The following is a 23,503-nucleotide window of genomic DNA, read 5'->3' on the forward strand; positions in this document are numbered from 1 at the left end:
TACCGGCCGGACCCGCCACCGGGGCTGGCCGACCGTCCGGCTCAGCTGCCCACGGCCTCCTGCGAGGCGCGGCGCAGCACCGCGGACCAGTCGCTCACGTCGGGGTTGCGCCGCAGCAGGCGCCGACGTTCCCGCTCTGTCATGCCGCCCCACACCCCGAAGTCGACCTTGTTGTCCAGCGCGTCGGCGAGGCACTCGGTCCTCACCGGGCACGCACCGCAGGCCACCTTCACGGTGTGCTGCTCAGCCCCCTGGACGAAGAACCCGTCCGGGTCCATGCCCACGCATGCGCCTCGTGTCGCCCAGCTCGAATCCTCGGTGGTCGGAATCGCCCCGATGGTCATGTGCATCCTCTTTCCGAATCTTCGTTGACCCGATTTCTTCGACCACTGTAAGGAGACGCATGCCACAGCGCAAAATCCGACTCCACTCCGTGACCTGCCCGTGACGTGATAAGGGCCTTCGCGCCCCACCGCTGGGGCGGAATCGTGAAGATTCCTCGACGCGGGCCTCGGTTCATGGCTCGCCGTCCGTCGCCCCCGTACTGTTGGAGCATGGCCCGCACTCCGTCCAGCTCCGCTTCCGGACGCTCCCTCCCCGTCGCCCTGGCGCAGACCCTGTACCTGCTGCTGGGAATGCTCGCTGTCTCCGTCCTGGCCGGGGTGCTCCTGGCCGCGTTCTTCCTGCCGGCGGTCTCCGCCTCCTCGAAGGTCGCCGAGGACGGCGTCGCCCTGTTCGAGTCCTATCCGACGGAGCTCGAGGTCGAGCCCCTCAACGAGGCCAGCCGCATCGAGGCGGCCGATGGCTCGCTGCTGGCGACGTTCTACACCGAGAACCGCATCATGGTGCCGCTGGAAGAGATCTCCCCGTACATGCAGCAGGCCGTGATCTCGGTCGAGGACCGCCGCTTCTACGAGCACGGCGGCGTCGACGCCAAGGGCATGATCCGTGCCTTCGCCTCCAACGCGGGCGGCAGCGCCACCCAGGGCGGCTCCACCCTCACGCAGCAGTACGTGAAGAACGCCCTGCTGATGGACGCCGTGCAGCGTGGCGACAAGGAAGCGATCGACGAGGCCACCGCGCAGACGTACAGCCGCAAGGCGCGCGAGGCGAAGCTGGCGATCTCGCTCGAGAAGCAGTGGAGCAAGGACGAGATCCTCAACGCGTACCTCAACGTCGCGCAGTTCGGGCCCTCGCAGTACGGCGTCGAGACCGGAGCGCGCCACTACTTCTCGAAGAGCGCGAAGGACCTCAACCCCGGCGAGGCGGCGCTCCTGGCGGGCGTCACCAACGGGCCCAACCAGTACGACCCCGTCTCCCACCCCGAAGCCGGTCAGAAGCGCCGCAACGAGGTGCTCGCCGACATGAAGCGCGAGGGCCACATCTCGCAGGAGGAGTACGACGAGTACACCGACCAGCCCGTCGAGGACATGCTCTCGATCACGAACACGCGGGCCGGCTGCGCCGACGCGGGCGACAGCGGCTTCTTCTGCGACTACGTCACCCGGTCGCTGCTGAACGACCCCGAGTTCGCCCCCTCCTACGAGGAGCGGCGCAAGCTCCTGTACGGCGGCGGTCTCACGATCAAGACCACCCTGGACCCGGAGATGCAGAAGACGGCGACCGACATTCTGCAGCGCAAGGTCCCCGGCGACTCCTCGAACGGCTTCGGCCACTCGATCGTGAGCGTCGAGCCGGGCACCGGCAACATCCTCACGATGGCCGAGAACCGCGTGTTCAACCCCTATGAGGAGGTCGGCGCGGGCGAGACCGCGATCAACTACAACGTGCCGCAGGCCCTCGGCGGATCCAACGGCTTCCCCGTCGGCTCGACGTTCAAGCCCTTCGTGCTCCAGGAATGGCTCAAGAGCGGCCACAGCATCGATGACCGCGTCAGCACCAAGCGCGAGGCGATGTCGAACTTCCCCGCGCGCTGCCTGTCTCGTGGCGCCTGGCGGGAGAGCCCCGGGTACAACCCGGACAACGCCGTCTCCGTGGACATCGCTCCGATGGAGTCCGTCCTGAACGGCACCAAGTTCTCCATCAACACCGCCTACGCGAACATGGCGCGCCAGATCGACCTGTGCGACATCGCCGACGGCGCCCGCGACATCGGCGTGGTGCCCGGCAAGTACAACCCCTTCGACCCGGCCACCTACGACATGGACATCGCCGACATGTACGGCACCACGCTGGCCCCGTCGGCCGTGGTGCTGGGGCAGCTGCAGGTCTCCGCGCTCGACATGGCCGGCGCGTACGCGACCTGGGCCGCCGGCGGCACGTACTGCAAGCCGCAGGCGATCACCGAGGTCACCGACCGCAACGGCGACGCGATGGGGATCTCGGGCGCCGACTGCCATCAGGCCGTCGAGAAGAAGGTCGCCGACACGATGGCCTGGACGCTCGAGCAGGACCTCGAGGACCCGAAGGCCACCGGCAAGGGGAAGATCATCCCCGGCCACCCTGCAGGCGGCAAGACCGGCACTTCGAACAAGCAGTACCACACCTGGTATGTCGGCTTCACCCGGCAGGTGTCCACCGCCGTGTGGTTCGGCCACCCCCAGGGCGACAAGCGCCCGGGCGGCTTCGACGTCGACGGGACGATGCTCCGCACCGGCCACGTCTGGGGCAACACGATCTCCCTGCCCACGTGGCAGGAGTACATGACCGAGGTGCACAAGGATCTGCCCAGCGAGTCCTTCCCGGACGCTCCGCCGGAGACCAAGACGGAGGCGAACGACGCAGTGGAGAAGGGCAAGGTCCCCGACGTGAACGGCAAGGTCATGTCCGAGGCCACGGCATCGGTCGAGGCCGCCGGGTACAAGACCGAGGTGCGCGAGGAGAGCTCCGACTCGGTCGGCGAGGGCTACGCGATCGGCACGGATCCCGAGCCCGGGGCGGATCTGCCCGAGGGCCAGACGGTCGTCATCCGCCAGTCCACCGGGAAGGGCTGAGATGCGGCCATTGGCCGCCGCCGCGGGAGCCGTGGGCCTGGCCGGCCTCGGCGCCGCTGCGGCAGCGCACGTCTGGTCCCACCAGGTCGAGATCCACCGGTACACGCTGCGCGAGCACGAACTGCGCATCCTGCCGCCGGGGGCACGCACGATCCGCCTGCTGCACATCAGCGACATCCACCTGATGCCCGATCAGCACCGCAAGCTCGCGTTCCTGCGGCACCTCGCCTCGCTGCGGCCGCACCTGGTGATCGACACCGGCGACAACATCGCCTCGGCGGCGTCCGTGCCGGTGCTCGCCGACGCCCTCGACCCGCTCCTGCAGAGACCCGGGGCGTACGTGATGGGATCCAACGACATGTTCGCCCCGGGGCCGAAGAACCCGGCACGGTACCTGCTGCCGGATCCGCGCCCCGAGGGGATGACCGAGCCCCGCGACCCGGACCTGCCCACGCAGGAGCTGGCCCGACGGCTCTCGGCACATGGCTGGAAGGACCTCACCAACACCCGGGCGTGCATCGAGCTGGGCGGCCTCGAAGTGCGCCTGGCCGGCGTCGACGACCCCCACCTCGAGCGCGACGAGATGCCCGCCCGGCCGGCCCCTGAACCCTCTGCCCCCGATCACGGCAATGTGCTCCGCCTGGGGGTCGCGCACGCCCCGTACCGCCGGGTGCTGGATGCCTTCGCGGCCGACGGCGCTGATCTCATCCTGGCCGGTCACACCCATGGCGGCCAGCTGCGGCTGCCCGGCGTCGGGGCCCTCGTGACCAACTGCGATCTGCCGCGCCAGCAGGCGCGAGGACTGTCCAGCTGGCAGGGAGTGCCGCTGCATGTGAGTGCGGGGATGGGCGCGAGCCCCTACTCGAACTACCGCTTCCTCACCCCTCCGGAGGCGACCTTGCTCACGTTGCGTGCCTCGCGGCCCGATACGGGGCGCTGACCCCCTCCGACGCCTGCTAAAGTTGCTCTCCGGTGCACCGCTTCGGTGGCGCACCACCGGGGTGTGGCGCAGCTTGGTAGCGCGCCTCGTTCGGGACGAGGAGGTCGCAGGTTCAAATCCTGTCACCCCGACCGGTTGCTCAGGGCCGCGAGAACGTCGAGAGACGCGATCGTGGCCCTGAGTCGTTCCCGGGCGTCGTTCTCAAGCGTCACTCTCAAACGTCGTTCCCGGGCGTCGCTCTCTAGCGTCACTCTCAAACGTCGTTCCCAGGCGTCGATCTCAAGCGTCGCTCCCGAGCCTCGCCGCCGTCACTCACGGGCCGCGCCTCGCCTCGCGCCCCTCTGCCCCGCCGCACACCGTTCACACCGTCGTGAATAACAATCGTGTAACTACCATATGAATTGTCCGATTTCACGGGCAACACGGTGAAAATCAGCGATTTTAGGTAAATTCTTGGCAAAGGTGTCGGTCTCCCTGGGTAAACCCCCCTGTGGGCTGGATTCCACCTGGACATACAGTGGCCAATGGTGCCGCCTTGACCTGGGGTGCCGTCCATGTCGCCGCCTCCCCGTCACCGGCATGGACCCTTCCTCCGCTTCCCTGGGTGACGGGCGCAGACCCTTCGCGCGCGACGCGTCCGGTCTTCTGCGAGGCGACGGAGAAAGTGAATACCGCTGATGTTCCGCACCACTCCCCGAGGCACACACCGGGCAGCCGGCCGTGCCGTGATCGACTACCGGGGCCTCGCCGCTCCGGTCGGTCGAGGCGTGGGGGGCGTCGCCGTCATCGGCGCCGTCTCGGCCACCGCCGCTCTCACGGGCACAGCCACCGCCACCGCGAAGGGTCCGTCGGCCTCCGCCGTCGGCACCGTGCGCGGCGCCGCCCCGGCCGTCGCCCCGGCAGCCTCCTCCCAGTACACCAGCGTGAAGCTGCGCCTCGGAGCACGCGGCAGTGCCGTGTCCTACCTCCAGGGTCGGCTGAACGCCCACGGCGCCTCGCTCAAGGTCGACGGGGTCTTCGGCTCCGCCACCCTGCGAGCGGTCAAGAACCGGCAGTCGTCAGCGCGCATCGGCGTGGACGGCGTCGTCGGTCCGAAGACCTGGAACGCCCTCAGCGGCAGCTCGTCCTCGGGCGGCTCGTCGTCCTCGCAGCCCAAGCTGCGGCAGGGATCGCGCGGCACGGCCGTGCGCACCCTGCAGTCCCAGCTCAACGCCCGCGGTGCCTCCATCGCGGTCGACGGCTCCTTCGGCCCCGCCACCAACTCCGCCGTCCGTGCGCTCCAGCGCGCTGCGGGCATCGGCGTGGATGGTGTCGTCGGCCCGAAGACCTGGAACGCGCTGTACGGAAACGCCACCATCGGTGGCAGCTCCGGCGGAGCGTCCTCCGGGACCTCCGTGAACGGCCAGGCGATCATCAACGCGGCACGCAGCCAGACAGGCGTCCGGTACACGTGGGGCGGCAGCTCGCCCTCCACCGGGTTCGACTGCTCCGGCCTCGTGCACTACGCGTACGGCCAGGCGGGCATGAACCTGCCGCGCAAGACGGCCAAGGGATACACCTTCGGCGGGAAGATCATCTCCCAGTCGCAGGCGCAGCCCGGCGATCTCGTGGCGTTCACCGCGAACAACTACGGGCACATCGGGATCTACGTCGGCAACGGCCGGATCATCGATGCCTCCGGTTCGCGCCAGCAGGTCGTCGAGCGTTCCATCTGGAACTCGCCGCACGTCTTCGTCACCTACCGCTGATCTGCTGATCAGCGTCTGAGGAAGACGCCCACCAGCCACGACGGCCTGCTCGACGCATCAGCGTCAACGGGAAGGAGCAGGGCGGAGTGAGGGAGCCCGGTCGGCACTGCCGACCGGGCTCCCGTGCGTCCGGGCCACTACGAGCCCGCCAGCCCGCGCGACCGGGTCTCGGCGACGCACGCCGCGTGGCAAACTGGGATCTGCACATCGACGTCCAGGTCCTAGGAGAAGCTGATGCCCGATCCGATCGCGCTCGTCCCGTACCCGCAGTCCGTGATCTGGTCCGAGGGGACATGGCAGACCACCGCACCGTGGGACGAGCTCTCCGTCGGTCTCACCGAGGATCTGGGCCGCACCGAGTACGCCCTGTCGATCTCTCCCGAAGGCGCGAACCTCACTGCCGGCAGCGAAGCCGCCCTCGCGGACGGCCGCAACACCTTCGCGCAGATCGTCACCGGCGCCGGGGACTCGATCCCCTGCGTGACCATCAGCGACTTCCCGAAGAACGCCTGGCGCGGCATGCACGTGGACGTCTCCCGCCACTTCCTCGCCGTGGCCGAGATCGAGACCTTGATCGACGCGATGGCGCTGCACCGCCTGAACATCCTCCACCTGCACCTCACCGATGATCAGGGCTGGCGCGTGGAGATCAAGGGCTACCCGAAGCTCACCGAGGTGGGCGCCTGGCGCGATCAGACCCTCGTGGGCCACATGAGCGGCGACGAGGACGCCTGGGAGTTCGACGGCACCCCGCACGGCGGCTTCTACACCCAGGAGGAGCTGCGCGGGCTCGTGGAGTACGCGCGCCGTCGCGGCATCATGATCGTGCCCGAGGTGGATCTGCCCGGCCACATGCAGGCCGCGATCGCCGCCTACCCCAATCTCGGGAACTTCCCCGAGCAGCAGGTCGGGGTGCGCGAGGTCTGGGGCATCTCGGATCACGTGCTCGGCGTGGACGACGCGGCCTTCGACTTCCTCCGCGACGTGCTCACCCAGATCGCCGACATCTTCCCCGCGCCGTACGTCCACATCGGCGGGGACGAGTGCCCGCGCGTGGAATGGGAGCGCTCCTCCGCGGCGCGCGCCCGCATGAACGAGTGGGGGCTGACCCGGGTCTCCGAGATCCAGGGCCGCTTCACCCAGTTCGCGGCCGACGTGCTGGCCGAGTCCGGCAAGCGGATCGTCGCCTGGGACGAGGTGCTCGAGAGCCATCTGCCCGATGACACCGTGGTCATGAACTGGCGCGGCGCCGACGGTCTGAAGACCTCCACGGAGCGCGGCTTCCAGACCATCATCGCCAGCAGCGAGCACACCTACTTCGACTTCTACCAGGCCGATCCGAAGGGCGAGCCGCTCGCGATCGGCGGCCTGACCACCGTCAAGGACGTCTACACGGCGGACTTCACCCCCAAGAAGCTCGGCGAGGAGCAGGAGCGGCTGCTGATCGGCCTGCAGGGCCAGCTGTGGTCCGAATACCTGCCCGATGCGGCTCAGCTGCAGTACATGGCGTTCCCGCGCATGTGCGCCCTGGCAGAGCGCGCCTGGGGCTCGCCCGAGCAGAGCTGGGAGGAGTTCGAGGAGCGGCTGCGGGCCCATCTGCCGCGCCTGGATGCCTTCGGCATCCGGTACCGCCCGCTGGACTGACCATGACGGTCCCGCCCTCGTCCCATCGCGACGCCCATCCCTACGGGCGATCGTCCGACGATGTGCGCCGCCGCGAGCTGCGGGTGCGGCGCACCCGTCGGCTGCGCGCGGTGCAGCTGGCGATCTTCTCGCTGCTCGTGATCGTGCTGATCGGGGTGGGCGTCTACGCGGTGGGCGAGTTCCGCAGGCCCAGCGCCGAGCAGGGCGTGATCGCCCAGAAGTCGTTCGGCGAGGAGGAAGCCGAGGTCACCTGCCCGGATCCCGGCGCCGTCCCGCTGCCGCCCGGGGACGTCACCGTCACCGTGCTCAACGGCACCAGCCGCGGGGGCCTCGCCGGGGAGGTCACCGAGCAGCTCGGCTCGAGAGGTTTCACGATGGGCGACGCGGGCAATACGAAGAAGGCTGATTCCGCGGTCACCATCGTGTACGGGCCCGACGGGTATCTCGCCGCGCAGTCCGTGCGCACACAGGTGCCCGACGCCGCGCTGCGGCTGGACGACCGCGAGGGCGCCGAGGTGGATCTCCTGCTCGGCAACGGCTTCTCCGAGCTCGCGCCGGAGGACGACGCGGCCGCCGCGCTCGAGGACGCCGTCGAGATGCCCGAGGGCTGCCCCACCGAGTGATCGGGGCGCGGGCCTGCAGGCGCGGGCCGCACGGAGTGAACGGCGCACGAGCCGGCGCATGGGGCCCCACGGAGTGATCGGGGCGCGAGCCTGCGGACGGGGCCCTCGGAGTGATCGAAGCGCAAGCCTGCGGGCGGGGCCGCACGAGGCCTCCCGCTCAGTTCTCCCAGTCGCGCTTGTCGGCTTCCATCTGCACGCCGATCCACAGGGCGAGGCCGCCGCCGAAGAGCAGCAGCAGCACGATGGTCCCGAAGACCAGGAACGTCGCCGGCGCCGACGGCATCAGGCCCGTCAGCAGGGTGTTGATGCCGGCGGACTGGTTGCCCGTCTCCGCAGCGCCGGTGAGGCTCGGATCCACCTCGACGGCGAGCTTGGCGGAGGTGGGGGTGCCGGCACTGTCCAGCACGTCGTAGGTGATCGGAGTGGTGCGGCCCACGAAGCCGTCCTCCGGGGTGAAGGTCACCGAACCGTTCGCGCTGACCGTGTAGGTGCCCTCCTCGGGCACCACGAGGCGCTTGCCGCGCCCGTCCTCCAGCTCGGTGAGGTTGGTGGCCTCGAGCGAGCCGATCTCGAGCGTGCTCGGGGTGAGGGGGCGGGAGCCGCTGCCCGCGGTGTCGTTGGCCAGCACGTCGATCGTGAGCGAGGTCTGCGGGGCGGTGCGCTGCTCGTCGTCGCGCATCGTGGCGATCACCGGTGAGAAGACGGCCTCGAAGGTCGCCGAGACGGGGTTGTCGGCGAAGACGCCCCGGGCGGTGACTCCCACCGGTGAGGCGGTGCCGGTGAACTCCTCCTCGGGGGTCATCGTCACCGTGCGGTCCTCGATGTCGATGCTCCAGGTGCCCTCGCCGTCCACGCGCACCTGGGTGGCGTCGTGGGAGAGCTCGGCCCCCTCGGGGAGCGCGTCCTGGTCGAAGCGCAGGGAGTCCGAGCGCACGTCGCGGTTGCCGAGCGTCAGATCGAACTGCAGTGCGGTCCCGGGGGCCGACGCCGCACTCCGGTCCGCGAGGATCGGGTAGGCGGTGCTCAGCAGAGCAGTCGCCGACTCAGCGCCCTTGCCGTCGCCGCCCACGATGCCCATCGGCGCGGTCACATGCACGTCCTCGCTCTCGGGGCTGAACCGCACGCTGGCGCTCTCGCGGTCCAGGCTCCAGGTCCCCTGCTGCGGGACCACCACCTGGGTGCCGTCGTCGGACGTCGTCACGCCGGTGTCCCCCGCCGGTGGGGTCAGGCGCAGGGTGGCGGGGTCCACGTGCTGCTGCCCCTCGCCCACGGCGAAGACGATGTCCTCGCCGAACGGCGCGGAGCGGTCGAGGTCGGAGATGATCGGGACGGTCAGCACCACCTCGGCGGCGCTGACCACCCCGCCCTCGGCATCCTCCGCGACCAGGCGCACCGGGTCCAGCTGCCGCCCCAGCGCGGTGCCGGCGGGGGTGTGGGTGAGGGTGGTGCCGTCGGCCGAGAGCTGCCAGACGCCCTGCTCCGGGACCGTCGCCCGGCTGCCGTCCTCGGTCACGGTGGAGCCGGCGGGGAGCCCGGCGAGCTCGAGCCGCACGGAGCCGTCGGTGGGAAGGGAGTCGTCCAGCGGGATCTTCTCGACGTCTCCGGCCGATCCGCGCAGCGAGATCTCCTCGAGCTCGACGACCTCCGGGGTGAAGGTCGCCGGCTGCGAGCGGGTGCCGGAATCGCCCTCGACGGTGAGCGCGATCGGGGTGGCCGGTCCCTCTGCACCGGGCAGCGGGGTGAAGACGAGGGCGTCGCTGATCAGGGTCCAGGTCCCCTCCCCCGCCACGCCGATGCTGCGGGAGTCGTCGGAGACCTCCATCAGCTGACGCTCGGCCTCGTCGAGGTCCTCCGGCACGGCGAGCTGGGCGGATTCGAGGTCGACCTCCGCCTCGAGGTCGTCCTCCAGCAGCGCGGTCAGCGGCACCCGCGTCACGGCTCCGGGGATCATCGTCACCGTGGTGGTCTCGGCGGGGAAGTCGAACGGGCCGTCCTCCCCGAGCGCGGCGGCCGGGAGCGTCAGCGAGGCGGCGAAGGCGGTGGCGGCGCACAGTGCGGCACCGCGCGCGACGGCCCTGCGCAGGCGCGCGCGCCACAGGGGACGCGGCATCGTCTCGGGCACCGGATCAGCGTAGCAAGGGGGCGGGGTCACTCCTCGACCGGGACGAATTCCACCGGGGCGACGGAGGAGTACCGGTCCTGCCGGATCGAGACCACGCCGACGCCGCCGATGAACGGGGCCAGCGCCTGCGGGTTCTTGCCCGGGTTGGCCAGGATCACCTGGAAGCCGAAGTGGCGGAAGGACTCCATCGCTGCGGTGATGAACTTGCCGGCGCCCTTGGAGAAGGCCTCGTCGATGATGATCGGGGCGTAGCGCGGCACCTCGTGGCCGGTGCCGGCCAGCTGGTAGCGCAGCGCTGCAGCGAGGCAGAACGTGGCCAGGCGCTCGTTCTGGCCGCCCGAGAGCGGACCGCCGGATTCGTGGGCATGGACCACGGTGCCCTCGGTGTCGACCTCCTCCGCATGGAAGTGCACGTGCCGGCGCACATCGAGGATCACGCGGGAGATCTGGTCGTCCCGGGTGCGGGCGGCGCCGATCATGTCCATCAGGTGGCGCAGCGAGAGGAAGCGCTCCTCGGCGAGGTCCCGGTCGCGGCTGATGTCGTTCAGCGCGGTGTCCGCGACCGCATCCTCCAGCGCCCGCTTGAACTCATCCAGTGCGGTGAGGTGCACCGGGCGCATCGACAGCTGCAGGAACCGGCCGGAGTGGAACTCGACCTGGGTCAGCAGCGCGTTGATGCGCTGCAGCCGCTTGCGGATCTCGGCGGGCTCGCGGGCGATCGCGGTGGCGAGCGCCTGCACGTCGCCCAGGGTGTTGCCGGTGAAGAACTCGAAGAAGCGGTCCTCGACCTCGGGCAGCTTCTCCTCCTCGATCCGCTGCAGGATCGCGAGGTAGTCGTCGGCCGCTTCGAGCGTCGCTGCGGTGTCCCCCGCCTGGGCGGGCCAGCGGCGGGAGAACTCGCGCATCGCGGTGCGCATGTCCTCCTCGGCGCGGGAGGTGCGGCGGGTCAGCGCCATCAGCTCGGCGTCCAGGGTCGCCGAGGCGTCCTTGGTGACCTGGTCGATGTTGCCGATCACGAGGCTGGGGGCGATCGCGGTGAAGCGTTCGGCGAGCTCGGCCTCGACCTCGGGGGCCAGGGACGATTCGGCCACGCGCTCCTTCGCCTCGACCAGCCGCTCCTCGGCGCGCTCGGTCTGCTCCCCGAGCTTGCCGGCGGAGCGCACCACCTCCAGCAGCTCCTCCTCGGAGGCGGCGATGGAGCTCTCGACGTCGTCGATCTGGCGGGCCAGCTCGCTGAGCGCGGCGGAGCCGTCCTCCGCGGCGCGCACCATGTCCCGCAGGTTGGCGACGCGTCGGGCGACCGACGCGGCATCGATGTCGTCCCAGGTGACCTGGCTGATCGACTGCAGCGCGTAGAGGCGCTCGCGGCGCTGCTCGCGCTCGGACTCGACGTCCTTGCGGCGGGCCTGCGCCTCGAACAGCTCCTGCTCGGCGCGGGTGCGCTCGGCCTCGAACACGGACCGCTTGGCGCGGTTGTCGAAGCCCAGCACCCACTGGGAACGGTCGTTGATCTGGCGGTCGGCGTTCTTCTCGTGCCGGGTGGCGGAGTGCTTGATCTGGCCCGAGCGCAGCACGGCCCGGTTCAGGCGCGTGAACTCCTCGAGGGTGTCCGCGCAGGTGTAGTCCATGCGCGAGGCGATCTCGTGGCTCAGCCACACGTGGAACTCGCCGTCCTTGACGTCGAGCTTCGCGGCCAGCGAGCGGTCGTCGATGTTCTTCGCGGGGCGGCGCAGATCGGTGTTGACGCGGTTGTAGGAGATGCGCCGACGCAGCTTGGTGCGGTCGATCACCGCGGCCACCTCGCGGTAGACCCGATCGGGCACGAGGATCGAGCGGGCCAGGCCCCGCAGCGCCTGCTCAGCGGCCGCGGTCCATTCCTCCTGGCCCTCGCGCACCTGCAGCAGCTCGGCGGCGAAGGGCAGCTCGGTGGGGGCGATGCCCACCTCGGAGGCGATGTGATCGCGCAGGGCGATGTCCTCGGAGTGCAGGTTCGAGGCGCGCGTGGTGAGGGACTTCAGCTCCTCGCGGGTGCGGGCCAGGGTCGCGGTGAGCTCGCGGACGGTCGCCTCGGCCTCCCAGCGGGCCGAATCGGCGCCCTTCTCCTCGGTCTCGAGCGTCTCGCGGAGCTCCTCGACCTCGCGCTGGAGGGCGAGGAACATGTCCTCACCGGCCGGGGTGCGCAGTTCGACGGTGGCCAGCTGGGAGGCGAACTCGGTGCCGCGCTCGCGGCGGCGGTCCCGCTCCACCTCGAGGCCGGCGATCTGCTGCTTCCAGTCGTCGATCTCGCCGCCGCCGGCGCGCTTGCGCTGCTCCTTGAGCTGGCCCAGATCCGCGCGCGCCTCGTTGACGTCCTGCGTGAGGCGGCGCTGCTGGGCACCGAGGCGGTCGCGCTCGAGCTGGAGGCGGCCGGTCTCCTCCCCCAGCAGGCGCACCAGGTGCTGGGCGGCGTACACGTCGATGTCCGCCCGACGGTCCACGAGCTCTCCGCCGCGCTCGCGCATCGCGGTCCAGTCCTCATGGTTGCCCCGCAGGCCGCGCAGCAGGTCCCGCTGCTCACGGGCGGTGACCAGCGCCTCGTACACCTCGGAGAGGTTCTGGAAGTTCGCGAGCGCCTGGTCGGCGAGCTCGAAGGTGCGCGGCGCATCGAGCATGTAGTCGCGCAGGAGGGCGTTGACGTCGCCGAGCTCCTTGGCGGACTGGATCTTGTGCAGCAGCCCCAGGGCCTTCTCGTCGGGGATGCCCAGCAGCTGGCTGAAGGCGGCGCGGTACTCGCGGAACTGGCGGAAGGTCTCGGTGCCGGGGTGGGCGGCCTCGAGCGCCTTGCCCTCGATCTGGCTGGAGACGAACTGGCGCAGGTCGGTGACGTCCAGGGGCTTGCGGGCGATGACGTACAGGCTCTTCACGTCGGAGTCGGCGCTGTGGCCCGCATGGAGCAGGAGCAGGCGGGAGAGCTGGACGGTGCCGCCCATCCCGTCGCCGTAGCGCAGCGTGAGCACCGACAGCGTGGTCTTGTCGCGCAGCACCTCCTGGCTGAACTCGCCGGTGGCCTGGTCGTAGTGCATCGCCCAGGCCCCGCGCACGTAGCTGGCCACGGTGCGGCGGTACTTCGAGCGGGCCGGGCCCGCATCGGAGGCGGCGGCATTGAACTGCAGCGTGCGCGGCGGCGTCAACAGTGCGCTGATGGCGTCCAGCAGCGTGGACTTCCCGGTGCCGGGCCCGCCGGTGAGGAAGAAGCCCTTGGGCGAGATCGTCAGGTCATGGGTGCCGTGGAAGGTCCCCCAGTTCGAGATCTGCACAGCGACCAGGCGCCACTGACCCGGATGCGGATGCTCGGGGTCGGTGCCCACCTGGTCGGTGGGCGCGTCGGTCTCGGGCATGCCCGGGAGATCGAGGGTCTCGGCTGCGGAATTCACTCCTGCAGGGTACCGAGTTCCACGGGCCTGCGTGGTGCCGACGCCGGCGCCGAGCGCTCCCACGGCGCGGGATACGGCAGGTAGCTGTTCAGGAACGCGCTCAGCTCGCGCCGGACGTCGTCCGTCGCCGCGCCTTCCTCCTGGTTCAGGCAGAAGGTGTCGTAGCGGCGCAGCGAGTCCAGGGCGTCGAGCCGCTGCCCCAGTCCGGGTGCCGCGAGATCGACGTACAGGTAGTTGGGCTGGGCGGGGACGGCCCGGCCCTGGGCATAGGCGTACCAGTGGTGCAGCGACGAGGCGAGGGAGAGGTCGGTCGGCGAGCGGAACAGGGCGCTGCGGGTGCGGGCCACCGCCTCGGGGTTCTCCCGATCGATCTGCTCGCCGATGGTGCGCAGCTGCGGATGCACGGTGTGACGGATCTTCGTGCGCACGGCGAGGCCGAAGCGGGAGGCCAGCAGGTCGCGACCGTTCTTGGCCGCCGCCATGATCGGCAGGTCCCCGCCGGTCACGGGGCCGGGGTCGATCGGCAGGTCCGAGGGGAAGAACTTCGCGATGCCCTCGGCGGCGAAGAAGTCGCTCGGGTAGGCGATGCGCCCGAACAGCACGTCGTCGTTGAGATAGAGGTAGTGCTCGGCGAGGCCCGGGATGCGGTGCAGCGCGGATTCGATCGCATGGGAGTTGAAGCGGCTGCCGCCCAGCAGGTCGCGGTGGTCCACGATCCGGATCCGGGGGTCCTCCCGCATCAGCCACGACGGCACCTGCTGGTCCGTGACGATGTAGATGCGTCGCACCCAGTTCACGTAGCGGTGCACCGACCGCAGCGAGAACCGCAGCTCGTCGGAGTTCAGGAAGCGACTCGCATCGACGGCGGAGTCATGGCGCGCAGGCAGGCCCTCGCCGCGCGCGTGCAGTGCCGCGTCACGGCGCTCCCGCCAGGCCGGATCGGATCCGTCCACCCAGGTGTAGACCAGGTCGATCGGCACGGCCGGCTCCGGGGCGCAGGGCCGACGGGCGTCGCCCCTCAGGCTCTGCTCGGACAGCGCCGCCCAGTCCTCGGCGGGCACGTGGCGCAGCGCGCCCTGGGAACGGCCGACGTAACGGCCCTGCTCGCGCTCCAGCACGTCGATCATCACGTCGAGGCCCGCAATGGGCTCGAAGGGTCGGTCTGCGACGGCCAGGTGCGGGCGGGCGATGATCTGCTGGTCGCGGGGCTCCTCGCGGATCTCCCAGTGGGCGGGGAGGCCGCCGAGCCGGCGACGCACCGCCGTGATCTCGTCGGCGCGCACGGCCAGCCGCCACGGCCGACGTTCGACGGGCGCGGTGAGGATCGGCTGGTACGGGGCGAGCGCCTGGAGCACCGTCTCGAGGCTCTGCTCACGTTCGGCATGCAGATCGGGGGCCTCGAGGGAGCGGGCCTGCTGGAGTCGCGGTCGCAGTCCGGTCCAGACGTTTCCGGGGTCCGCCGCAGGCAGGAGGGCGCGACCCGACAGGCTCAGCCGACGGGCCGCATCTCCCCTGTGCAGTTTCGCTGCGATACGCCGGGTCGTGCTCACACAGCGCAGTCTACGGTCCGCGGGAGGCGGGCCCGCCACAGGGTGCCTCGTGTTCCGGGCCAGTTCACGTTGCTATAGTCCGAGTTCCGCACGCTCCGGACGGTCTCGCTCCTGGCGATCTCCTGTGCGCGGCACCAGCATCCGGCTCGCTGCATCCTCCTCGGGATCGCGCGCGAGCCCCGTTCCAGCACTCGAGGGAGGGCCGTCATCGCATGAGCTCCGGCCCCCATGCCCCCACGCTCACCCTGGCGACCTTCTCCGCCGGTGAGCGCGCGTCGCTCTGGGAGCAGGCGTTCCCGGTCGCGGCCTGGCGCACGGTGCTCGGTGCGGGCACGGTGACCGTCCACGTGAACTCCGGCTCCGGCAGCACGGGCAGCACTGACGCCACTGACGCCACTGACGGTGAGGGCAGCGCTGGCAGCACGGACAGCACGGGCAGCACGGGCAGTGCTGATGGTGCGGCGCTCGTGCTCATGGGATCCCGTGATGGTCGACGCGAAGCGCTCCGCCCGCTCACCGCCGGCTCCCACGAGATCTGCCTCGCCCGTGAAGAGCACGACTGGCTGTGGATCGACGGCGACGTGCGCACCGTGGCCTGGACGGTCGAACGGTCCGTCGAGCTCGCGCCCGTCACGGTCGTGATGCCCACCTTCCGCCGCGAGGAGGACGCGGTCGCGCAGGCGGGACGCTTCGCGCGGATGGAGTGCGTGCACCAGGTGATCGTGGTGGATCAGGGCGGTTCCCTCGCCGAGCATCCCGGTTTCCTCGCACTCCAGGAGTCCGCCCCCGGTGTGCGCCTGATCTCCCAGCCCAATCTCGGAGGGTCCGGCGGCTACGCCCGCGGGATGCTCTGCTCCCAGGAGTTCCCGGAGGACTCCGTGCTGCTGTCCGACGACGACGCCGTGATCAGCGAGGAGTCGCTGCTGCGCATGGCCACGTATCAGGCCCTCGCCGCGCAGCCCACGATCCTCGGCACTCCGCTGTTCTCCGCGCAGGAGCCGCTGCGCCTGATCGCCCTGTCCGAGGCGGTGCGCGCGAACGACTTCCAATGGCATGCCGCCGACGGTGTGCGCGCCCCGGTCGACCTCACCGGCACGTCCCCGGAGGACTGGGACTTCCTGCGTCCCCGTGGGGAGGCGAACTACACCGGTTGGTGGGCGACCCTGTTCCCGCCCGGCACCGTCGCAGAACTGGGCCTGCCCGCCCCGTTCTTCCTGAAGTGGGACGACGCCGAGTACGGGCTGCGTGCCACCCGGCGCGGCTACCGTCATGTGGTGCTGCCGGGCACCAGCGTGCACCATCCGCCGTGGGACGCCTATCGCACCCAGATGTCGTGGACCTCGCGCGTCCTGCACCGCAATCGCCTGGCCACCGCGGCCGCCTACAGCCCGCGCCGGGGCGTGATCCTCTCCTCGCTGGTGCACCAGTGCAAGCACATCCTCTCCGGCCATCACCTCACCGCTGCCCTGTGGGACGACGGCATCGAGGGCTTCCTCGCAGGCCCGTCGGCCTGGCTGGGTCATGACCTCGAGCGGGCCCGGGCCGAGGGCCAGGAGATCGTCACCCGCTGGCACGAGGACCATCCCGTCGCCGCCTCCGAGCTGCCGCCCGCGCGCCGCGCCCCGCTGCCCTTCGTGCCCGCTGTGCTGCGCGCCGCGCTCCGCCTGGTGACCCCGGACCGCGCCCCACGCGTGGTCGTCGAGGTCACCGCCGAGGAGCTGCACTGGCACACCACCATGGGCGCCGATGCGTTCGTGGTCACCGGCGCGGGCGTCCCGGACGGCACAGCGCATCTCGTGCAGGGGTCCACCGCGCGCAGCCTGCTCCTGGGCACGCTGCGCCGTCATCTGCGCATGGCGCTGCGCTGGTCCTCGCTGCACCGCCGCTACGAGCGCGACCTGCCGCGCGCCACGACGGAGCAGGCCTGGTCCGCGCTGTTCGACCGCGCCGGTTCGCCGCCCGAAGCGGAAGGGGGCCGGTGATGCAGCCGCGGGAGAACACGCTGAACCGTCGGATCCGCAGCGCCGGCGGCAAGTTCCTGCGCCGTTTCGGGATGCTTCCCGGCGGCATGCCGGACGGCCTCGGGGACGACGAGTCGCTGCGCGGGACCACGCTCTCGGGCGACGTGATCCTGTACTTCCCGGACACCGCGGACAGCCTCTATCAGCTGCGCGGCTGGTACGGGCCGCTGCGCGAGCTGCACCGCGCCCAGGGCCTCACCATCATCTGCATGGACTCCCGCGTCGCCGCGACGATCCGCGGGGAGATCGACGTGCCGGTGGTGACGGTCGCGCAGGATGCGACGCTCGATGCGCTCATCAGCAACAGCGGCACGAAACTGATCCTGTACGTGAACTACAACCCGCTCAACATGGCACCGCTGCGGGCGCGCTCGGCCCTGCACGTCTCGCTGCTGCACGGCGATTCCGACAAGGGCGTCTCCGTCTCCAATCAGGTCAAGGCCTACGACTACTCCTTCGTGGCCGGGCAGGCGGCGATCGATCGCTTCGCCCGTTACACCTCGCTGTTCGATGCCGCGTCGCGCTGCATCGCGGTGGGACGGCCCGCGCTGGACACCGACCGGGCGCAGGTCAGCTCCTCCTCACAGCGCGGTGACCAGCCCGTGGTGCTGTACGCGCCGACCTGGGAGGGCGGGCAGGCGAGCGTCGCCTACAGCTCGCTGCGCACCCACGCCGATCCGATGCTGCGCTCGCTGCTCGCGGCCGGATATCGGGTGATCTATCGCCCCCATCCGCTCACGGGCGTGCGCGTGCCGGAGTTCGGGGAAGCGGATCGCGCCGTGCGGGATCTGCTAGAAGGCGGCTGGCACACGATCTCCGACAACCGGCCCCTGCAGCTGGACTTCGTCGAGTCCGATCTGCTGATCTGCGATGTCTCCGCTGTCGCGAACGACTGGTTGGCCACCGGCAAGCCGGCGATCGTGACGCGCTCGGCGGGGCTCGAGGCGCAGGATGCGGCCACGCGGATGCTCGAGGTGCTGCCGCGCCTGGACGCGGCGAACGCCGAGACGACTGCGGAGCTGGTGGCCGAGCAGCTCGAGGTGGATCCTCACCGCGAGGAGCGTCGGCTGCTCACCGAGTACTACCTGGGCGACACCACGCCCGGTGCCTCGCTCGAGCGGTTCCTGGCCGCCTGCCGCGATCTCAGCGCCCAGCGCGACGCGCTGTGGTCGCGGATCGAGGGGTCCGACGGCATGGGCCACCTGCCCCGCGTGGACTGAGCCTCCGCACCGAGTCGCAGGCTCGGCGTGCTCAGTGCTCGGGCCGACCCGTGCGCCAATAGCCCATGAACGAGACCTGCTTGCGGTCCAGGCCGAGCTCGCTGACCAGGTGCCGGCGCAGGGACTTGATCACGCCGGCCTCGCCGGCCAGCCACGCGTAGAAGGCGCCGTGACCGGTGGAGGTCTCCCAGAGGATCGAGGAGTCCACGTCGACGTCCTCGAGCTCCGCGACAGGGCTCTCGTCGCCGTCGGGGCATTCGGCGTGGAACGCCTGGGCGTCCTCGCTCATCAGGCGCTTCACCTCGGCGCTCAGCAGCTCGCCGTGCGGGCGGCCCTCGCGAGGCAGCCAGCGCACCTGCACACCGGAACGCGTGAGCATGTGCTGCTCGTCGGACGCATCGGGGATCTCCACCAGCGCATGGCCGGTGATCGAGGCGGGCAGCGACTCCAGGATCGAGCCGATCGCGGGCAGGGCGGTCTCGTCGCCCACCAGCAGCACGGTGCGGGCCGTGCCGGGACGGAACTCGATGCCGCCGTAGTCCGGGCCGACGAGGTGCTTGTTCGGGCCCAGCATGGAGACCGTGTCGCCGACCTCGGCGCCGTGGGCCCAGTGCGCGGCGACCCCGCTGCCGAAGGCCTGCTCGGGCTCGAGGTGGAGCACGAAGTCGACGTCGATCTCCGGGTGCTCGCTGACGTTGCCGGGGTGCCCGGCGGCGCGGAAGTCCCGCACCGTGTAGGTGCGCATCCAGCCGCGGTCGCGAGGATCGATCTGCAGCCACTGGCGGTACCACTCGGCGAAGAACGTGGGATCCGCCATCGCTCCGGGGCGCACGCCGGCGAAGTGGTCCGCGCTCGCCTCGGGGCCGGGGATGACCATCTTGATGCGCATGTCCAGTGGATGGGAGTTGGTGCCGAAGTGCACCAGGTCAGGGCTGGTGAAGGTGAAGCGCACCAGGGTGGATCCCAGCGGCTTGCGCGCGGCGACGGTGAGGTCGAAGGCGAGCATCGAGCTGTTCTCGAGGGCGGGCAGCTGCTCGGAGACGGATGCTGCCGGGTCGGTGATCAGTGTGGTCATGGCGTCCTCCTCGGAGGCGTCGTGGTGTGCGTTCCCGCGCCCGTGCGGCAGCACCATGGGGGTGCCCGTGAGGGAGTCGGGAACGATGCGGGCGTCGAGGGCGAAGACGTCGTGCACCATCTGCGCGGTGATCACGTCGCGGGGAGGTCCCTCGGTGTGGATGCGGCCGTCCTTCACGGCGATCAGGTGATCGGCGTAGCGGGCCGCGAGGTTGAGGTCGTGCAGGACGATGCCGATGGTGGTGCCGCGCTCGCGGTTGAGGTCGCGCACCACGTCGAGCACGTCGAGCTGGTGGGTGAGGTCGAGGAACGTGGTGGGCTCGTCCAGCAGGAGCACGTCGGTCTGCTGGGCGAGGGCCATCGCGATCCAGACCCGTTGGCGCTGGCCGCCGGAGAGCTCGGCCACCGGTCGGTCCTGCAGGGGGACGGTGCTGGTGGCCTCCAGCGCCTCCTGCACGGCGCGCTCGTCGTCGTCGCGCCATTGCGGGAACAGTCCCTGGTGGGGGAAGCGGCCGCGGGCGATGAGTTCGCGCACGGTGACTCCGTCGGGAGCGAGCGGGGACTGCGGCAGCAGCCCGAGGCGCCGGGCGAGGTCCTTGCCGCCGAAAGCCTGCAGCTCCTTGCCGTCGAGGACCACGGACCCGCCGCGGGGCGTCATCAGGCGCGAGAGGCCACGCAGCACCGTGGACTTCCCGCAGCCGTTGGCGCCGACGATGATCGTGATGAGCCCCTCGGGGAGCGTCAGATCAAGATCGCGGACGACCTCGTGACGGTCGTAGGCCAGGTGCAGATTGCGAGCCTCGATCAGTGCCATCAGCAGGTCACCTTCCGGTCGCAGGGGTCGGGTGGTCCATCGGCCTCAGCAGGCCGGCAGCGCCACCGACGAGATGCCCTCGCCGCGCCGGGCCGAGAACGGCCCTGCGCACTGCGATTAGGCATGCCTGACCTTATTCCGCAAGCCGCTCGGCGCGCAATTGCCGTCCACCGTCGCGGCCCGACCGGGCGCGCATCACTGCACGCCGCAGGCTCGCAGCCCTCGCCTCGGTGACACAGATCATTCCGTCGCCCGGGCGCCCCGCCCGGTCCGATGCTCCGCCGTCCGCGGGCACACACACCGCGCGGACGGCGTGCGCACTGGCCGACAGACTCTGCGCAGAGCCCGGTCCCCCAGCGCACAGCGCCGGGCCACACCCTCCTCGAACGCTGGCCGGATCTTTTCACGATCGATCCGAGCGGGCTCCGGGGCCGGCTCGACGAGGCAACACGCTCAACACGCTCAGCTCTCCGCGCGCCGCACATTTGTCGGGGCGTGGCATCGTAGGGTGACCGCAGAGGGTCTCTCCCGTAGCGACCCGGTGAACTCGACGGATGCGGTCACTGCAGGTGTGGCTCCACGTCACCCGGCAGCGCCGCCGACCCGCACGAAGGAACGTCTATATGTACTCACTCATCCTCCTCAATGGCGGAATAGGCAGTCGCACGGGTGCAAGTCAGCCCAAGCAGCTCCTGAAGCTCCGCGGAATCCCGATCCTCGTCTACGCGCTCGTCAGCGCCGACCGCGTCGAGAAGATCTCCCAGATTGTGGTGAACTACCCGCCCGAGTGGCGTGAGCAGATCGAAGAGGTCCTCCAGGCCTACGCGATCTCGACTCCCGTCACACTGGTCGAGGCCGGCCACTCCCGCCACGCCTCGGTGGCCGCGATGCTGCCGCACTGCACCAACGACGACGTGATCATCCACGAGTCCGCTCGCCCCCTGGTGCGCGAGAGCGACTTCCGCGGACTGATCGAGTCCAAGCACAAGAACGTCTCGCTGATGTCCGAGATCTCCTTCACGGTGGCTCCGGTGGACCCGGAGACCTCCGAGGTGACCGGTTCGCTGGACCGCGCGCGGCTGCGCAACGTCCAGCTCCCCCAGAAGTTCTCCAAGGCCGATCTCGAGGCGTCCCACGAGCGCGCAGTGCGCGAGGACATCGAGTTCACCGAGGACGCCACCCTCGTGGCAGACAGCGGCTTCCCCGTCCACTTCATCGACGGGTCGGACGAGAACTTCAAGGTCACCACGAACACGGATCTCAAGATGGCAGGGTTCCTCCTGCGCCCGGAGGAGGACGACAATGAGTAAGACCGCACTCGTGACCGGAGCGTCGCGTGGCATCGGCCTCGAGACCACCCGCCGGTTCATCCTCAACCACGACGACATCACCACCGTGGTCATGTTCGCCCGTGATTCGGAGGACTTCGACACCAACGTCGCGGAGCTCGAGAAGGAGCTGCCGATCGGCCGCAAGCTCGTGCCGTACAAGGTCGACGTGGGTGACCGCGCCGCACTGAAGAAGGCCGTGAAGCGCGCCTATGACGAGGTCGGCAACATCGACATCCTCGTCAACAACGCCGGCTACACCAATCCGGTGCCGCTCCAGCAGGTCAAGATGGCCGACTTCGAGAAGACGATGGAGGTGAACGTCTACGCGCCGTTCACGATCATCAAGGCGCTGCTGAACCGCGGCAACACGTTCGATCTCATCGTCAACATCGCTTCGACCGCCGGCATCAACGGCCGGTCCGGCTGGCTGACCTACTCGGCCTCCAAGGCCGCAGTGATCAACATGAGCCAGGTGATGCGCGAGGAGCTGTCGATCTACGGCACCCGCGTGGTGTGCCTCTCCCCCGGCCGCACCGCGACTGCTCTGCGCAAGACCCTCGCACCTGACGAGGATCCGACGACGATCATGCAGCCCGAGCACGTCGCTCAGGTGATCAGCACGCTGTCGTCCTCCGTCGGCAAGTTCATCGACTCGGAGAACATCGTCGTGCGGCAATGAGCCTCTACGCGTGAGTCGCTCCCGGCCGACGGGGCCGTGATCGACGGAAGGTGTGCCCCCGCTCCCTGAGCGGGGGCACACCTCTGTGTGCACCCGGGAAGTGCGCGCGAACTGTGGGCCGATACGGCACTCAGCTCTCTGGGGCCTTCACGAGCTCAGGCGACAGGCTGGAACGCCCTTCGGCAGAGACGTTGGAAGGCTCAGCCGGCATTATCGATGTCGTGGAGTCTGCGAGGCTCGAGCCGGGAATCGCACCCGATTCCGTTTTCGCCCCGGCAGGCAGCATCAGGTCGACAATGCGCTGGAGCACGTCGACGACACTGCCGAGGGCATTGGAGAACAGCCAGGACCAGAAGCGCCGGGAGGCCTGGTTCTGTTCGACGAGCCGATGGAGAGTGAAGGCTAGGGCGACCACGAATGCAAGGATCACCGGATAGGCGACCCACTTGTTCTCCTCCGTCGCGAACCGGTCCAGGAGCATATAGCCGATATGGGCGTGAAGGAGGTACAGAGGGTACGTCAGGGCTCCGGCGGTCTTGGACCCCGGCAACCTCAGACTACGAACTCTCGGGCTGAGCGTAACGAGCAGGACCACGAAGATCAGAGTCTTGAGGCCAGTCAAGAGCGTCAGCTCGAAATGGCTGATCGGCAGGTAAGCCGCGAGGAGCCCGACTACCTTGTAGGTTGACCACCCGGATTCAACGATGGACGCGATGATCGCACCGGCTGCGAACCAGATGAAGTACCCGCCGAGGTAGGGAGCGCTGCTCGTCATCTCAGGCGCTGCCATAGTCAGGTAGAACATGAGAATCGCCCAGGCTGGTATGAGGACTTCGAGCCGCTTCCCCTGTCCGAAGAGGATGAGCAGGAACACCAAGAAGTAAAACTGCACCTCGTACAGCAGCGTCCAGTACACCCCGTCCACGAGCGGCTGATCGAGCAGATTCGGGACGATCGTGAGGTTCGTGAGGAATTGCGGGAAAGTCACGCCCATCTGGTCCCCGCCGAGAAAGAGTGAGAAGGCTGTGGTCACGATCAGTGCGACCCAGAATGCAGGGTAGAGCCGCAGGGCACGACCAACGGCGAACTGGCGTGCGGACTTCCCCCGCGCCGAGGCGAAGATGACGTACCCGCTTATCATGAAGAAGAAGTTCACGCCGAGGTATCCGTACTGAGCCACCGCCGCGATGGGCTCATGGTCGATACTGTCGACCTTGCCGTTCTTGATCCCGTTGTACAAGTAATGGAACGCCACGACCGAGACTGCGGCGAGGAGACGCAGTTGGTCCACGATCTCGACCCGCTGACGAGACGGCGCCGACTTCTCGACCATGACGCCTTCTTCCTGACTCTACTTGTCGCCCGTCAGC

15 protein-coding genes and 1 tRNA gene are annotated in these 23,503 nt (G+C 69.7%); 10 read left to right on the forward strand and 6 right to left on the reverse strand.

All coding sequences use genetic code 11. From position 1 onward, the window contains the following. Positions 1-41 precede the first annotated feature (41 nt). Positions 42-344: a WhiB family transcriptional regulator gene (locus tag CIK71_RS09755; protein WP_096165309.1), complete on the reverse strand. Its 303-nt coding sequence runs from the start codon at positions 342-344 to the stop codon at positions 42-44. Positions 345-554: 210 nt separating this feature from the next. Here CIK71_RS09755 and CIK71_RS09760 point away from each other — a divergent pair, with 210 nt between their 5' ends. The 6 genes from CIK71_RS09760 to CIK71_RS09785 all read left to right on the forward strand — a co-directional run bounded on the left by CIK71_RS09760 (position 555) and on the right by CIK71_RS09785 (position 7,909). Beyond that, positions 555-2,954, forward strand: a complete 2,400-nt coding sequence (locus CIK71_RS09760) for a transglycosylase domain-containing protein (RefSeq protein WP_158542066.1) — start codon at positions 555-557, stop codon at positions 2,952-2,954. Between the two features lies 1 nt (position 2,955). Beyond that, on the forward strand, positions 2,956-3,894 hold the full coding sequence (locus CIK71_RS09765) for a metallophosphoesterase (protein ID WP_096165312.1): 939 nt from the start codon (positions 2,956-2,958) through the stop codon (positions 3,892-3,894). Positions 3,895-3,951: 57 nt separating this feature from the next. After that, positions 3,952-4,025, forward strand: a tRNA-Pro gene (locus CIK71_RS09770). A 546-nt stretch (positions 4,026-4,571) separates the two neighbouring features. Further along, positions 4,572-5,642 (forward strand): C40 family peptidase, encoded by a 1,071-nt coding sequence (locus CIK71_RS09775; RefSeq protein ID WP_096165314.1) that lies wholly within the window; start codon positions 4,572-4,574, stop codon positions 5,640-5,642. A gap of 234 nt (positions 5,643-5,876) precedes the next feature. After that, positions 5,877-7,286 (forward strand): beta-N-acetylhexosaminidase, encoded by a 1,410-nt coding sequence (locus tag CIK71_RS09780; RefSeq protein ID WP_096165316.1) that lies wholly within the window; start codon positions 5,877-5,879, stop codon positions 7,284-7,286. A 2-nt stretch (positions 7,287-7,288) separates the two neighbouring features. Next, positions 7,289-7,909: a LytR C-terminal domain-containing protein gene (locus CIK71_RS09785; RefSeq protein WP_096165318.1), complete on the forward strand. Its 621-nt coding sequence runs from the start codon at positions 7,289-7,291 to the stop codon at positions 7,907-7,909. Between the two features lie 157 nt (positions 7,910-8,066). Here CIK71_RS09785 and CIK71_RS09790 read toward each other — a convergent pair whose 3' ends face one another. Genes CIK71_RS09790 through CIK71_RS09800 form a run of 3 tightly spaced genes read right to left on the reverse strand, consistent with a single transcriptional unit; the run spans position 8,067 to position 14,994 of the window. Beyond that, positions 8,067-10,031: an Ig-like domain-containing protein gene (locus CIK71_RS09790; RefSeq protein WP_245857449.1), complete on the reverse strand. Its 1,965-nt coding sequence runs from the start codon at positions 10,029-10,031 to the stop codon at positions 8,067-8,069. A gap of 26 nt (positions 10,032-10,057) precedes the next feature. Then, entirely contained in the window at positions 10,058-13,408 is a 3,351-nt protein-coding gene (locus CIK71_RS09795) for an ATP-binding protein (RefSeq protein WP_096165420.1), read from the reverse strand. A gap of 32 nt (positions 13,409-13,440) precedes the next feature. Continuing rightward, positions 13,441-14,994: a stealth family protein gene (locus tag CIK71_RS09800; protein ID WP_096165320.1), complete on the reverse strand. Its 1,554-nt coding sequence runs from the start codon at positions 14,992-14,994 to the stop codon at positions 13,441-13,443. A gap of 212 nt (positions 14,995-15,206) precedes the next feature. Here CIK71_RS09800 and CIK71_RS09805 point away from each other — a divergent pair, with 212 nt between their 5' ends. Further along, complete coding sequence (locus CIK71_RS09805) at positions 15,207-16,976, forward strand: glycosyltransferase (protein ID WP_176485601.1); 1,770 nt, start codon at positions 15,207-15,209, stop codon at positions 16,974-16,976. Continuing rightward, the gene (locus CIK71_RS09810) at positions 16,976-18,235 is read left to right on the forward strand and encodes a CDP-glycerol glycerophosphotransferase family protein (protein WP_096165322.1); all 1,260 of its coding nucleotides are present in this window, start codon (positions 16,976-16,978) and stop codon (positions 18,233-18,235) included. The genes CIK71_RS09805 and CIK71_RS09810 overlap by 1 nt, the downstream gene beginning before the upstream one ends. Positions 18,236-18,266: 31 nt before the next feature. Here CIK71_RS09810 and CIK71_RS09815 read toward each other — a convergent pair whose 3' ends face one another. After that, positions 18,267-20,123, reverse strand: a complete 1,857-nt coding sequence (locus CIK71_RS09815) for an SIP domain-containing protein (RefSeq protein WP_096165323.1) — start codon at positions 20,121-20,123, stop codon at positions 18,267-18,269. Positions 20,124-20,746: 623 nt separating this feature from the next. Here CIK71_RS09815 and CIK71_RS09820 point away from each other — a divergent pair. Continuing rightward, entirely contained in the window at positions 20,747-21,433 is a 687-nt protein-coding gene (locus CIK71_RS09820; RefSeq protein WP_096165325.1) for an IspD/TarI family cytidylyltransferase, read from the forward strand. Beyond that, positions 21,426-22,133: an SDR family NAD(P)-dependent oxidoreductase gene (locus CIK71_RS09825; protein ID WP_096165327.1), complete on the forward strand. Its 708-nt coding sequence runs from the start codon at positions 21,426-21,428 to the stop codon at positions 22,131-22,133. The genes CIK71_RS09820 and CIK71_RS09825 overlap by 8 nt, the downstream gene beginning before the upstream one ends. Positions 22,134-22,263: 130 nt before the next feature. Here CIK71_RS09825 and CIK71_RS09830 read toward each other — a convergent pair whose 3' ends face one another. Then, on the reverse strand, positions 22,264-23,466 hold the full coding sequence (locus CIK71_RS09830) for an acyltransferase family protein (protein ID WP_096165329.1): 1,203 nt from the start codon (positions 23,464-23,466) through the stop codon (positions 22,264-22,266). Positions 23,467-23,503: the final 37 nt, after the last annotated feature.

The organism is Brachybacterium alimentarium, from assembly GCF_002332425.1.
Lineage (GTDB): Bacteria > Actinomycetota > Actinomycetes > Actinomycetales > Dermabacteraceae > Brachybacterium > Brachybacterium alimentarium.